At 70.9% G+C, this 13,192-nt stretch carries 14 protein-coding genes; all 14 read left to right on the top strand.

Translation table 11 applies throughout. The features are described 5' to 3' along the window. Nucleotides 1-205 precede the first annotated feature (205 nt). The 14 genes from pgsA (at nucleotide 206) to ACIQPR_RS26840 (ending at nucleotide 12,994) form a co-directional block, all read left to right on the top strand. Nucleotides 206-940, top strand: a complete 735-nt coding sequence (gene pgsA, locus ACIQPR_RS26905; protein ID WP_403653095.1) for a phosphatidylinositol phosphate synthase — start codon at nucleotides 206-208, stop codon at nucleotides 938-940. Next, nucleotides 937-1,848, top strand: coding sequence for a phosphatidylinositol mannoside acyltransferase (locus ACIQPR_RS26900; protein WP_403653092.1), 912 nt, complete (start codon nucleotides 937-939; stop codon nucleotides 1,846-1,848). Before pgsA ends, ACIQPR_RS26900 begins: the two co-directional genes overlap by 4 nt. Continuing rightward, nucleotides 1,845-3,005 carry a glycosyltransferase family 4 protein gene (locus ACIQPR_RS26895; protein WP_403653089.1) on the top strand — a complete coding sequence of 387 codons (1,161 nt, stop codon included), beginning with the start codon at nucleotides 1,845-1,847 and terminating at the stop codon, nucleotides 3,003-3,005. The genes ACIQPR_RS26900 and ACIQPR_RS26895 overlap by 4 nt, the downstream gene beginning before the upstream one ends. Nucleotides 3,006-3,090: 85 nt before the next feature. After that, entirely contained in the window at nucleotides 3,091-3,633 is a 543-nt protein-coding gene (locus ACIQPR_RS26890) for a hypothetical protein (protein WP_403653087.1), read from the top strand. A gap of 474 nt (nucleotides 3,634-4,107) precedes the next feature. Next, nucleotides 4,108-4,956, top strand: coding sequence for a pyridoxal 5'-phosphate synthase lyase subunit PdxS (pdxS, locus tag ACIQPR_RS26885; protein ID WP_403653944.1), 849 nt, complete (start codon nucleotides 4,108-4,110; stop codon nucleotides 4,954-4,956). Continuing rightward, on the top strand, nucleotides 4,956-5,558 hold the full coding sequence (gene pdxT / locus ACIQPR_RS26880) for a pyridoxal 5'-phosphate synthase glutaminase subunit PdxT (protein WP_403653084.1): 603 nt from the start codon (nucleotides 4,956-4,958) through the stop codon (nucleotides 5,556-5,558). Before pdxS ends, pdxT begins: the two co-directional genes overlap by 1 nt. A gap of 51 nt (nucleotides 5,559-5,609) precedes the next feature. Continuing rightward, nucleotides 5,610-6,362: a YebC/PmpR family DNA-binding transcriptional regulator gene (locus ACIQPR_RS26875; protein ID WP_019066362.1), complete on the top strand. Its 753-nt coding sequence runs from the start codon at nucleotides 5,610-5,612 to the stop codon at nucleotides 6,360-6,362. A gap of 119 nt (nucleotides 6,363-6,481) precedes the next feature. Further along, complete coding sequence (gene ruvC / locus ACIQPR_RS26870) at nucleotides 6,482-7,057, top strand: crossover junction endodeoxyribonuclease RuvC (RefSeq protein ID WP_403653081.1); 576 nt, start codon at nucleotides 6,482-6,484, stop codon at nucleotides 7,055-7,057. After that, on the top strand, nucleotides 7,054-7,662 hold the full coding sequence (gene ruvA / locus ACIQPR_RS26865) for a Holliday junction branch migration protein RuvA (protein ID WP_403653079.1): 609 nt from the start codon (nucleotides 7,054-7,056) through the stop codon (nucleotides 7,660-7,662). The genes ruvC and ruvA overlap by 4 nt, the downstream gene beginning before the upstream one ends. 9 nt (nucleotides 7,663-7,671) lie before the next feature. Further along, nucleotides 7,672-8,742: a Holliday junction branch migration DNA helicase RuvB gene (ruvB, locus tag ACIQPR_RS26860; protein WP_403653076.1), complete on the top strand. Its 1,071-nt coding sequence runs from the start codon at nucleotides 7,672-7,674 to the stop codon at nucleotides 8,740-8,742. A 165-nt stretch (nucleotides 8,743-8,907) separates the two neighbouring features. Beyond that, the gene (gene yajC / locus ACIQPR_RS26855; RefSeq protein ID WP_403653073.1) at nucleotides 8,908-9,414 is read left to right on the top strand and encodes a preprotein translocase subunit YajC; all 507 of its coding nucleotides are present in this window, start codon (nucleotides 8,908-8,910) and stop codon (nucleotides 9,412-9,414) included. 142 nt (nucleotides 9,415-9,556) lie between these two features. Further along, nucleotides 9,557-11,338 (top strand): protein translocase subunit SecD, encoded by a 1,782-nt coding sequence (gene secD, locus ACIQPR_RS26850; protein ID WP_403653070.1) that lies wholly within the window; start codon nucleotides 9,557-9,559, stop codon nucleotides 11,336-11,338. A 1-nt stretch (nucleotide 11,339) separates the two neighbouring features. Then, entirely contained in the window at nucleotides 11,340-12,458 is a 1,119-nt protein-coding gene (gene secF, locus ACIQPR_RS26845; RefSeq protein WP_403653067.1) for a protein translocase subunit SecF, read from the top strand. Beyond that, the gene (locus ACIQPR_RS26840) at nucleotides 12,455-12,994 is read left to right on the top strand and encodes an adenine phosphoribosyltransferase (protein ID WP_403653064.1); all 540 of its coding nucleotides are present in this window, start codon (nucleotides 12,455-12,457) and stop codon (nucleotides 12,992-12,994) included. Before secF ends, ACIQPR_RS26840 begins: the two co-directional genes overlap by 4 nt. Nucleotides 12,995-13,192: the final 198 nt, after the last annotated feature.

Raw genomic sequence — 13,192 nt, 5'->3', positions numbered from 1 at the left:
ACTGTGGGCGCGGACACACGGTGCCGCGTGCGGTGGCGGCTCCGATGACGCCCGCGGTGGTTCGAGCTTTCCACTCCCGTCACGGTGCGTCCATACAGCGGACGCGATCCGGCCGCCGGTACCGCCGGCGTCGCGTCGTGCCGCAGCCATTCGGAACACGGGCGCGCGGGTGCCCGGCGGTCGCCCACGCGCGCGCGTGGCTACGATGGGCCAGCCGGTGGCCAGCAGGGGCCGCGCGGCGACACCGACCCTCGGGAAGGCCATGCTGAACAAGTACGCGCGTGCATTCTTCACGCGTGTCCTCACGCCGTTCGCCGCGTTTCTGATCCGCCGGGGCGTCAGCCCCGACACGGTCACCCTCCTCGGCACCGCCGGGGTGGTCGCGGGCGCGCTGGTCTTCTACCCCATGGGCGAGTTCTTCTGGGGCACGGTCGTGATCACGCTGTTCGTGTTCTCCGACCTCGTCGACGGCAACATGGCCCGCCAGCTGGGCCGTTCCAGCCGCTGGGGCGCCTTCCTCGACTCCACGCTCGACCGGGTCGCCGACGGCGCGATCTTCGGCGGCCTCGCCCTCTGGTACGCGGGCGGCGGCGACAACATCGCCCTGTGCGCCGTCTCGATCTTCTGCCTGGCCAGCGGCCAGGTGGTGTCGTACACCAAGGCGCGCGGCGAGGCCATCGGTCTGCCGGTCGCCGTCAACGGCCTGGTCGAGCGGGCCGAGCGGCTCGTGATCTCCCTCGTCGCGTGCGGCCTCTCGGGTCTGCACAAGTTCGGCGTCCCGGGCATCCAGTGGCTGCTGCCGATCGCGCTGTGGATCGTCGCCGTGGGCAGCCTGGTCACGCTGGTCCAGCGGGTCGTCACGGTCCGCCGCGAGGCCGCCGAGGCCGACGCGGAGGCCGAGCGGGAGGCCGCGCAGCACAGCAGCGGGGCGACCCCGTGACCAGTGCGCGGGAACGGCTGACGGACGCCCTCTACGGCCTCGGCTGGAGCACCGTCAAGAAGCTCCCCGAGCCGGTCGCCGTCCGGCTCGGCCGCACCGTCGCCGACCTCGCCTGGAAGCGGCGCGGCAAGGGCGTGCGGCGCCTGGAGAGCAACTACGCGCGCGTGGTGCCCGACGCGAGCCCCGAGCGCCTCGCCGAGCTCTCGCGCGCGGGCATGCGGTCGTACCTGCGCTACTGGATGGAGTCCTTCCGGCTCCCGGCCTGGAGCGCCGAGCGGATCCGCACCGGCTTCGACCCCAAGGACGTGCACCACCTCACCGAGGGCATCGCCTCCGACCGCGGTGTCATCCTCGCGCTGCCGCACCTCGCCAACTGGGACCTCGCCGGCGCCTGGGTCACCACCGCCCTGGAGACGCCGTTCACCACGGTCGCCGAACGCCTCAAGCCCGAGACGCTCTACGACCGGTTCGTCGCCTACCGCGAGGGCCTCGGCATGGAGGTCCTGCCGCACAGCGGCGGCACCGCCTTCGGCACGCTCGCCCGGCGGCTGCGCGACGGCGGTCTGGTCTGCCTGGTCGCCGAACGCGACCTGTCCGCCTCCGGCGTCGAGGTGAAGTTCTTCGGCGAGACCACCAGGATGCCCGCGGGACCGGCCCTCCTCGCCCAGCAGACGGGCGCGCTGCTGCTCCCGGTCACGCTCTGGTACGACGACTCCCCGGTCATGAGGGGACGCGTCCATCCGCCCGTCGAGGTGCCCGAGTCAGGTGACCGGGCCGAGAAGACGTCTGTGATGACACAGGCGCTGGCAGACGCCTTCGCCACCGGCATCGCCGACCACCCGGAGGACTGGCACATGCTCCAGCGCTTGTGGCTCGCGGACCTCGACCCCGCGAAGGGGCCCTCGTGAGGATCGGCATCGTCTGCCCCTACTCCTGGGACGTGCCGGGCGGCGTCCAGTTCCACATCAGGGACCTCGCCGAGTACTTCATCCGGCTCGGCCACGAGGTGTCCGTCCTGGCCCCGGCCGACGACGACACCCCGCTCCCGCCGTACGTCGTCTCGGCCGGGCGCGCCGTCCCGGTGCCGTACAACGGCTCGGTGGCCCGGCTGAACTTCGGCTTCCTGTCCGCCGCCCGCGTCCGGCGCTGGCTGCACGACGGCGAGTTCGACGTCATCCACATCCACGAACCGACCTCGCCGTCCCTGGGCCTGCTGACCTGCTGGGCCGCGCAGGGTCCGATCGTCGCCACCTTCCACACCTCCAACCCGCGCTCCCGGGCGATGATCGCCGCGTACGCGATCCTCCAGGCCGCGCTGGAGAAGATCAGCGCGCGGATCGCGGTGAGCGAGTACGCCCGCCGCACGCTCGTCGAACACCTCGGCGGGGACGCGGTCGTCATCCCGAACGGCGTCGACGTCGACTTCTTCGCCCGCGCCGAACCCAGGCCCGAGTGGCAGGGGGAGACGATCGGCTTCATCGGGCGCATCGACGAACCCCGCAAGGGCCTCCCGGTGCTCATGAAGGCCCTCCCGAAGATCCTCGCCGAACGCCCGAACGCCCGGCTGCTGGTGGCCGGACGCGGCGACGAGAAGGAGGCCGTCGAGACACTGCCCGAGGAACTGCGCGCACGCGTCGAGTTCCTCGGCATGATCAGCGACGAGGACAAGGCCCGCTTCCTGCGCAGCATCGACCTCTACGTCGCTCCCAACACCGGCGGCGAGAGCTTCGGGATCATCCTCGTCGAGGCGATGTCGGCGGGCGCCCCGGTGCTCGCCTCCGACCTGCCCGCCTTCGCGCAGGTCCTCGACCAGGGCGCGGCCGGCGAGCTGTTCACCAACGAGGACCCCGACACCCTCGCCGAAGCGGCCGTACGACTCCTGGGCGACCCCGAGCGGCTGGCACAGCTGCGCCGCAGCGGGAGCGCCCACGTACGGCGCTTCGACTGGTCCACCGTCGGGGCGGACATCCTGTCCGTGTACGAGACGGTGACCGCGGGCGCGGCGGCCGTCGCCACGGACGAACGCACGGGCCTGCGGGCGAGGTTCGGCCTGGCACGGGACTGAACGGGCGCCTCGGGGACACTCGGTCGCCTCGGCCCGGGCGACACCCGCCCGACCCTGGTGGAACGGCCCGGTAGCCTTGCCGCCCGTGAGCGCAACTCTGATCTGGATCCTCGTCGCCCTGGTGGCGATCGGCCTGTACCTGAGCTGGACCGCGGGCCGGCTCGACCGGCTGCACGCCCGGATCGACGCGGCACGCGCGGCACTCGACGCGCAACTGCTGCGCCGCGCCTCGGTGACACAGGAGTTGGCCACCTCGGGTGTCCTCGACCCGGCCGCGTCGATCGTCCTCTACGAGGCCGCGCACGCCGCCCGGCAGGCCGAGGAGGAGCAACGGGAGGTCGCCGAGAGCGAGTTGAGCCAGGCGCTGCGCGCGGTTTTCGCCGAGCCCCCGCAGGTCGAGGACGTCCGCGAGGCCCCCGGCGGAGAGGCGGCGGCCCGCGAACTCGCCGAGGCGGTACGGCGCGTGCCGATGGCCCGCCGCTTCCACAACGACGCCGTGGGCGCGGCCCGCCGCCTCCGCGAACACCGCAAGGTCCGCTGGTTCCGCCTGGCCGGACACGCCCCTTTCCCCATGGCCTTCGAAATGGACGACGAGCCACCGGCACCACTGGTGGACCGGGCGGCGTAGGACTGGCTGTGATGCGGCGCCGGCGCGAGCTGGCGCGGCACCGCGGGTGGGCGCGCCCGACCGCCCGTCTTTCCGGTTGATCGGGGTGCGGGAGGCTGAGGAGGTCAGCCCCGGGCCCGTGCCTGCGGCATGATCCCGCGGCTGAGGCGTCGGGCCGGACCGGCCCTGGTGGGGCCCGCTCCGCTCCGGTGGAAGCCCCGCGCCTGCGGGGCCGTGCTGCCGGGAGCCGCCCGCAGCACGGCAGGTCAGGGCCCCCGCCCCAGATGCCACCCCGCAGGCCCCACCACCCCACCCCCCGACACACAGCTGCCAAAACGATCCACCGGCTGTTCATTGGCCCTTGCTGTGGCCTGGGTCTCTCGCGTTTGCTCGGTAGTGCAGCAACCCTCTTCCACCGAGTGAGGTCACCCCGTGTCCAGCACCCCCAGCTCCGCCCAGACCCCCGAGACCGGCACCGCGCGTGTGAAGCGCGGGATGGCCGAGCAGCTCAAGGGCGGGGTGATCATGGACGTGGTCAACGCCGAGCAGGCGAAGATCGCCGAGGACGCCGGTGCCGTGGCCGTCATGGCCCTGGAGCGGGTCCCCGCCGACATCCGCAAGGACGGCGGCGTGGCCCGGATGTCCGACCCGAACATGATCGAGGAGATCATCGAGGCGGTCTCCATCCCGGTCATGGCCAAGTCCCGCATCGGTCACTTCGTCGAGGCCCAGGTCCTCCAGTCCCTCGGCGTCGACTACATCGACGAGTCCGAGGTCCTCACCCCGGCCGACGAGGTCAACCACAGCGACAAGTTCGCCTTCACGACCCCCTTCGTCTGCGGTGCCACCAACCTCGGCGAGGCCCTGCGCCGCATCGCCGAGGGCGCCGCGATGATCCGCTCCAAGGGCGAGGCCGGCACCGGCAACGTCGTCGAGGCGGTCCGCCACCTGCGCCAGATCAAGAACGAGATCGCCCGCCTGCGCGGCTTCGACAACAACGAGCTGTACGCCGCCGCCAAGGACCTGCGTGCCCCGTACGAGCTGGTCCGCGAGGTCGCCGAGCTGGGCAAGCTCCCGGTCGTGCTGTTCTCCGCCGGTGGCGTCGCCACCCCCGCCGACGCCGCGCTGATGCGCCAGCTCGGCGCCGAGGGCGTCTTCGTCGGCTCCGGCATCTTCAAGTCCGGCGACCCCGCCAAGCGCGCCGCCGCCATCGTGAAGGCGACCACGTTCTACGACGACCCGAAGATCATCGCGGACGCGTCCCGCAACCTCGGCGAGGCCATGGTCGGCATCAACTGCGACACCCTCCCCGAGACCGAGCGTTACGCGAACCGGGGCTGGTGATGACCACTCCCGTGGTCGGAGTGCTCGCGCTCCAGGGAGATGTACGGGAACACCTGATCGCCCTGGCCGCGGCCGACGCCGTGGCCAGGCAGGTCAGGCGTCCCGAGGAACTCGCCGAGGTGGACGCCCTCGTCATCCCCGGGGGTGAGTCCACCACCATCTCCAAGCTGGCCGTCCTCTTCGGACTGATGGAGCCCCTGCGCGCACGCGTGCGTGCCGGTATGCCCGTCTACGGCACCTGCGCCGGCCTGATCATGCTCGCCGACAAGATCCTCGACCCACGCTCGGGCCAGGAGACGATCGGCGGCATCGACATGATCGTGCGCCGCAACGCCTTCGGACGTCAGAACGAGTCCTTCGAGGCGGCGGTCGACGTGACGGGCGTCGAGGGCGATCCTGTAGAGGGCGTTTTCATCCGCGCCCCCTGGGTCGAGTCCGTCGGCGCCGAGACCGAGGTCCTCGCCGAGCACGAGGGCCACATCGTCGCGGTCCGCCAGGGCAACGCGCTCGCCACGTCGTTCCACCCGGAACTGACCGGCGACCACCGCGTGCACTCGCTGTTCGTCGACATGGTGCGCGCGAACCTGGCTCCGGGGTCCTAGTAGGATCTCTGGGGTTCGTAAAGAGTTGGGTTACGCGAAGGAGACAGGCAGATGTCCGGCCACTCTAAATGGGCTACGACGAAGCACAAGAAGGCCGTGATCGACGCCAAGCGCGGCAAGCTCTTCGCGAAGATGATCAAGAACATCGAGGTCGCGGCCCGTACCGGTGGTGCCGATGTGTCCGGCAACCCGACGCTGTTCGACGCCATCCAGAAGGCCAAGAAGAGCTCGGTCCCGAACAAGAACATCGACTCCGCCGTCAAGCGCGGCGCCGGCCTCGAAGCCGGTGGCGCCGACTACGAGACGATCATGTACGAGGGTTACGGCCCCAACGGAGTCGCGGTGCTCATCGAGTGCCTCACCGACAACCGCAACCGCGCCGCCTCGGACGTCCGCGTCGCCATGACCCGCAACGGCGGGAACATGGCGGACCCCGGTTCCGTCTCGTACCTCTTCAACCGCAAGGGCGTCGTCGTCGTCCCCAAGGGCGAGCTGACCGAGGACGACGTCCTGGGTGCCGTGCTCGACGCGGGCGCCGAGGAGGTCAACGACCTCGGTGAGTCCTTCGAGGTCATCTCCGAGGCCACCGACCTGGTCGCGGTCCGCACCGCGCTCCAGGACGCCGGGATCGACTACGACTCCGCCGACGCCAACTTCGTCCCGACCATGCAGGTCGAACTCGACGAGGAAGGCGCCCGCAAGATCTTCAAGCTGATCGACGCCCTGGAGGACAGCGACGACGTGCAGAACGTCTTCGCCAACTTCGACGTCAGCGACGAGGTCATGGAGAAGGTCGACGCGTAGCGCTGCCGCGAGCTGAGCGGGATTTCGGCGGGCCGACGGGACACACCCCGTCGGCCCGCCGCTTTGTCAGTGACACCCGATAGCCTGCACAAACTGGCGATCGAACGAGGGGGGTTGGTGTGCGCGTACTGGGAGTCGACCCCGGTCTCACGCGATGCGGTGTCGGTGTCGTCGAGGGAGTCGCGGGCCGGCCGCTCACCATGGTCGGCGTCGGTGTCGTACGCACTCCGGCGGACGCCGAGCTGGGGCTGCGGCTGGTCGCCATCGAGCAGGGCATCGAGGCGTGGCTCGACGAGCACCGGCCCGAATTCGTCGCCGTGGAGCGGGTGTTCAGCCAGCACAACGTGCGGACGGTGATGGGCACCGCCCAGGCCAGCGCCGTGGCCATGCTGTGCGCCGCCCGCCGCGGCATCCCGGTCGCCCTGCACACCCCGAGCGAGGTCAAGGCCGCCGTCACCGGCAGCGGACGCGCCGACAAGGCGCAGGTCGGCGCGATGGTGACCCGGCTGCTCCGGCTCGACGCTCCCCCCAAGCCCGCCGACGCGGCCGACGCCCTCGCTCTCGCGATCTGCCACATCTGGCGGGCCCCCGCGCAGCACCGCCTCCAACAGGCGGTCGCCCAGAACCGACTTCAGCAGGCCGTCGCCCTGCACACAGCCAGGACCCCGAACGCATCGAAAGGCCGTACCGCATGATCGCCTTCGTCAGTGGCACGGTCGCCGCACTCGCTCCCGACACCGCGGTGGTCGAGGTCGGCGGTGTCGGCATGGCGGTCCAGTGCACGCCGAACACCCTGTCCACGCTCCGCCTCGGCAAGCCGGCCAAGCTCGCCACCTCCCTCGTCGTCCGCGAGGACTCGCTCACCCTGTACGGCTTCGTCGACGACGACGAGCGGCAGATCTTCGAGCTGCTCCAGACCGCGACCGGCGTCGGCCCCCGCCTCGCGCAGGCGATGCTGGCCGTGCACACCCCGGACGCGCTGCGCCGGGCGGTCGCCGCCGGTGACGAGAAGGCGCTGATGGCCGTCCCGGGCATCGGCAAGAAGGGCGCGCAGAAGCTGCTCCTGGAGTTCAAGGACCGGCTCGGCGCACCCGTGGGCACCGCCCCGGCGATCGGCGCGCCGGTCACCAGCGGCTGGCGCGACCAGCTGCACGCGGCCCTCATCGGCCTCGGGTACGCCACCCGTGAGGCCGACGAGGCCGTGGCCGCCGTGGCACCGCAGGCCGAGGCCGCCGAAGGGGCGCCGCAGGTGGGGCAGTTGCTCAAGGCCGCCCTGCAGACCCTGAACCGCGCCCGCTAGGAGACGTCAGTGAACTGGGACGACACGACCGACGAGACCGCCGCCGAGCGGCTGGTGGGCTCGGTCGCCGACCGCGAGGACCAGGCCGTCGAGGCCGCCCTGCGCCCCAAGGACCTGGGCGAGTTCATCGGCCAGGAGAAGGTCCGCGAACAGCTCGACCTGGTGCTGCGCGCCGCACGCGCGCGTGGCGCCACCGCCGACCACGTACTGCTCTCCGGCGCCCCCGGCCTCGGCAAGACCACCCTCTCGATGATCATCGCGGCCGAGATGGGCGCCCCCATCCGCATCACCAGCGGCCCCGCCATCCAGCACGCCGGCGACCTCGCCGCGATCCTGTCCTCCCTCCAGGAGGGCGAGGTCCTCTTCCTGGACGAGATCCACCGCATGTCCCGGCCCGCCGAGGAGATGCTGTACATGGCGATGGAGGACTTCCGCGTCGACGTCATCGTCGGCAAGGGCCCCGGCGCCACCGCGATCCCGCTCGAACTCCCGCCGTTCACCCTGGTCGGCGCCACCACGCGCGCGGGACTGCTGCCGCCCCCGCTGCGCGACCGCTTCGGCTTCACCGCGCACATGGAGTTCTACGAACCCGCCGAGCTGAAGCGCGTCGTCCACCGCTCGGCGGACCTCCTCGACGTGGAGATCGACCCCGCAGGCGCCGCCGAGATCGCCGGCCGCTCGCGCGGTACGCCTCGCATCGCCAACCGGCTGCTGCGCCGCGTCCGGGACTACGCGCAGGTCAAGGCCGACGGCTTCATCACCCGGGACATCGCGGGCGCGGCCCTCAAGGTGTACGAGGTCGACGGCCGCGGCCTCGACCGGCTCGACCGAGGTGTCCTGGAGGCACTGCTCAAGCTGTTCGGCGGCGGACCGGTCGGCCTGTCCACGCTCGCGGTCGCGGTGGGGGAGGAGCGCGAGACCGTCGAAGAGGTCGCCGAACCCTTCCTCGTACGGGAAGGACTGCTGGCCCGCACCCCGCGCGGACGCGTCGCCACCCCCGCCGCGTGGGCCCATCTCGGCCTCACCCCGCCCCGCTCGTCAACCGGGGGAAACGGACAAGGGGACCTGTTCGGGGCGTGACGGCGGGGACAATGGCCGGGGCAGGAACCCCGGTGCCATGCTGAGCGTTGTTCCATCAGCGTGGACTCGCTTAGACTCCGCCGATGCCGCCCTTGTGGGCGGCGCCGACCACCCCCATCCACCAGGCCGCTCACCGCCGCGGTCGTGCGAAGGAAATTCCGTCCCGTGAATATCGTGACCCTCCTCCCCTTCATCGTGCTCATCGGGGCCATGTTCCTGATGACCCGCTCTGCCAAGCGCAAGCAGCAGGCAGCCGCGTCGATGCGTAATGAGATGCAGCCCGGCACCGGCGTCCGCACGATCGGGGGCGTGTACGCGACGGTCAAGGAGGTCAACGAGGAGACGGTTCTCCTCGACGCCGGCCCCGGCGTCGAGCTCCTCTTCGCGAAGAACGCGATCGGCGCCGTCCTCACCGACGACGAGTACAACCGCATTGTCCACGGCATCGAGCACGACCTGAAGGACGACGCGGACGTCGTCCCGGACGACGCTTCCTCCCTCACCGAGACCGACGAGCCCGCCGCCGACTCTTCCGACGACAAGCCCATCGACCTCGGCAAGAAGGACGCGGCCGACGAGCCGGCCGACGCCACCGGGGAACCGGCCGAGGCCGCCGAGGCCAAGACGGACGAAGAGCCGAAGAAGACCGACGGCGACTCCGACGCGAAGTAGTCACGTCCCGGGAGCGCGGCGCGACCCGCTCGCGCCCCGCGCACCCCGGGGACGTGCGTCGCTCGCACGGGATCCCGACACCATGTCATGGCCGCAGGCGCGCTGACCCGGCGCGGAGCGGCCCGAGAGGGAGTACGAGAAGGTGGCAGCACCTAAGAGGGGCCGTAACGCGAGCGCCCAGAGCAAGCCGGGGCGCTCGCTGGCCCTCATCCTGATCGCCATCGTGGCGCTCACCGGTGGCATGTTCGCATCCGGGCACACCACTCCGCGTCTCGGCATCGACCTGGCCGGCGGTACGAGCATCACTCTCCGGGCCGTCCCGGAGAAGGGCCAGGAATCCGCGATCAACAAGGCCAACATGGACACCGCGGTCGACATCATGAACCGCCGTGTCAATGGTCTTGGTGTCTCGGAGGCCGAGGTCCAGACGCAGGGCACCAGGAACATCATCGTCAACATCCCCAAGGGCACGAACTCGGAGGAAGCGCGGCAGCAGGTCGGCACCACGGCCAAGCTGTACTTCCGCCCGGTCCTGGCCACCGAGGCGTCGGTCGGCGCCGCGGCGAGCCCGTCCCCGAGCGCGTCCGGCAGCGCCTCCAGCAGCCCGTCGAGCTCGGCCAGCCCCAAGACGACGGCTTCCTCGTCCAAGACCGGCTCCGCGACCCCGTCGGCCACCTCCACCTCGCAGGGACGTGCCCTCAGCGACGCCCTGAAGGCCGGTTCCACCCCGTCCGCGAGCGCCAGCGCCTCGGCCTCGGCCAGCGCCTCCCCGTCCGCGTCCAGCAGCAGCGCCGCCAGTCAGGCGGCGGCCAAGCTGGAGGCCCAGTACACCGCGCTGGACTGCTCCAAGAAGTCGGTCCAGAACACCGCGGGCAAGGACTCCAAGGCCACCGACGCGACCGTGGCCTGCGGCCAGGTCAACGGCGTCTGGTACAAGTACCTGCTCGGCCCCGCCGCCGTCGACGGCACGGACGTCAAGAAGGCCTCGGCCGTCTTCAACACGACGACCGCCGCCGGCTGGCAGGTCACCATGGACTTCACCGGCAAGGGCGGCGACAAGTTCGCCACCGTCACCGGCGAACTGGCGAAGAACACCGCCCCGCAGAACGAGTTCGGCATCGTCCTCGACGGCCAGGTCGTCTCCAGCCCCTCCGTCAGCTCGTCGATCACCGGCGGCAGCGCGGAGATCTCCGGCAGCTTCACCCAGGAAGAGGCCCAGAGCCTCGCCAACATGCTGTCCTACGGCGCCCTGCCGCTCACCTTCAAGGAGGACAGCGTCACCACGGTGACCGCGGCCCTCGGCGGTGAGCAGCTGCACGCCGGTCTGATCGCGGGCGCGATCGGCCTCGGTCTGGTCGTCCTCTACCTGCTGATCTTCTACCGCGGTCTGTCGGTCATCGCGATCCCCTCGCTGCTGGTCTCCGCGATCCTCACCTACGTGATCATGGCCCTGCTCGGTCCGGGCATCGGCTTCGCGCTGAACCTGCCGGCCGTCTGCGGCGCGATCGTCGCGATCGGTATCACCGCGGACTCGTTCATCGTGTTCTTCGAACGCATCAGGGACGAGATCCGCGAGGGCCGCTCGCTGCGCCCCGCCGTCGAGCGGGCCTGGCCGCGCGCCCGGCGCACCATCCTGGTCTCCGACTTCGTGTCGTTCCTCGCCGCCGCGGTGCTGTTCATCGTCACCGTCGGCAAGGTCCAGGGCTTCGCGTTCACCCTCGGTCTGACCACCGTGCTCGACGTCGTCGTGGTGTTCCTGTTCACCAAGCCGCTGATGACGATCCTGGCCCGCCGCAAGTTCTTCTCCGGCGGTCACAAGTACTCGGGCCTCGACCCGAAGGCCCTCGGCGCCAAGGCGCCGCTGCGCCGCACCCGCCGTCCCTCCGGTCTTGCCGCCGGCCCTGTCGACACGAAGGAGGCGTGAGATGTCGAAACTCGGCAACCTCGGCGCCCGACTGCACCGTGGCGAGGTCGGGTACGACTTCGTCGGCAATCGCAAGATCTGGTACGGCGTCTCGATCCTGATCACCATCACGGCCATCCTCGGTCTGACGGTGCGCGGCCTGAACATGGGCATCGAGTTCCAGGGCGGCGCCGCCTTCACCACGCCGAAGCACATGAGTGCCTCGGTGAGCCAGGCGGAGAAGTACGCCGAGGACGCCTCCGGCCACGACGCGGTCGTCCAGAAGCTCGGTGACGGCAGCCTGCGCATCCAGATCGCCGGCATCGACACCGACAAGTCCGACGGCATCAAGGCCAAGCTGGCCAAGGACCTGAACGTCAGCTCCGAGAGCATCGCCGCCGACCTGGTCGGCCCCAGCTGGGGCGACCAGATCGCCAACAAGGCCTGGGAGGGCCTGGCGATCTTCATGGTGCTGGTCGTGATCTACCTGGCGATCGCCTTCGAGTGGCGGATGGCCCTGGCCGCGCTCGTCGCCCTGATCCACGACATCACCATCACCATCGGCATCTACGCCCTCGTCGGCTTCGAGGTCACGCCCGGCACGGTGATCGGTCTGCTGACCATCCTCGGTTACTCGCTCTACGACACGGTCGTCGTCTTCGACAGCCTCAAGGAGCAGACCAAGGACATCACCAAGCAGACCCGCTGGACCTACAGCGATGTCGCGAACCGTTCGATCAACGGCACGCTGATGCGGTCGATCAACACCACGGTCGTCGCGCTGCTCCCGGTCGGGGCCCTGCTGTTCATCGGCGGCGGCTTCCTCGGCGCGGGTGTCCTCAACGACATCTCGCTGTCGCTGTTCGTCGGCCTCGCGGCCGGTGCGTACTCCTCGATCTTCATCGCCACGCCGCTGGTCGCCGACCTCAAGGAGGCCGAGCCGCAGATGAAGGCGCTCAAGAAGCGCGTCCTCGCCAAGCGGGCCCAGGCCGCCGCGCAGGGTGAGCCGGTCGAGCCCGAGGTCACCGACGACACGGACGGCGACTACGACGACGAGGACGAGGCAGCGGTCGTAGGACCGCGCACGCAGCCCGCGTCCCGCAACCGCGGCCGTGGCCGCCCCTCCGGGAAGCGCCGATGACCGACGTCCAGGAGCTGCTGCTCAGCCGCATCCGCGATGTGGCCGACTACCCGGAGCCGGGTGTGATGTTCAAGGACATCACCCCGCTCCTGGCGGACCCGGCCGCGTTCACCGCCCTCACCGACGCGCTCGCCGAGGTCGTGGAGCGCACCGGCGCCACCAAGGTCGTCGGCCTGGAGGCCCGCGGCTTCATCCTCGGGGCGCCGGTGGCGGTCCGCGCGGGCGTCGGCTTCATTCCCGTGCGCAAGGCGGGCAAGCTCCCCGGAGCGACGCTCGGCCAGGCCTACGACCTGGAGTACGGCTCCGCCGAGATCGAGGTCCACGCGGAGGACCTGTCGGCCGCAGACCGCGTCCTGATCGTGGACGACGTCCTGGCCACGGGCGGCACGGCCGAGGCCTCGGTCCAGCTGATCCGCCGGGCGGGCGCCGAGGTCGCCGGTCTGGCGGTCCTGATGGAACTGGGCTTCCTCGCGGGCCGCGCCCGCCTGGAGCCGGCTCTGGACGGGGCACCGCTGGAGGCACTGCTCGTCGTCTGAGGTGCACGCGTGACGTGACGGCCGCCCCGGTGACACCGGGGCGGCCGTTCCCGTCCCCGGGGCGCCCGGGGCCGTACCACCGAGAGACACCTCCAAGGCGCCCGCACGTCACCTTCGGAATGCCGGTGGCGGCCCCTCGCGTTTCACCGGTAGACGGCCCTCACATCGGCCTGAAGGCGATCCCCGAGCCCGGGATCG

Origin of the sequence: Streptomyces sp. NPDC091280 (assembly GCF_044768565.1) — a bacterium.
Classification (GTDB): domain Bacteria; phylum Actinomycetota; class Actinomycetes; order Streptomycetales; family Streptomycetaceae; genus Streptomyces.
This window is presented reverse-complemented; position numbering and strand designations above follow the sequence as displayed.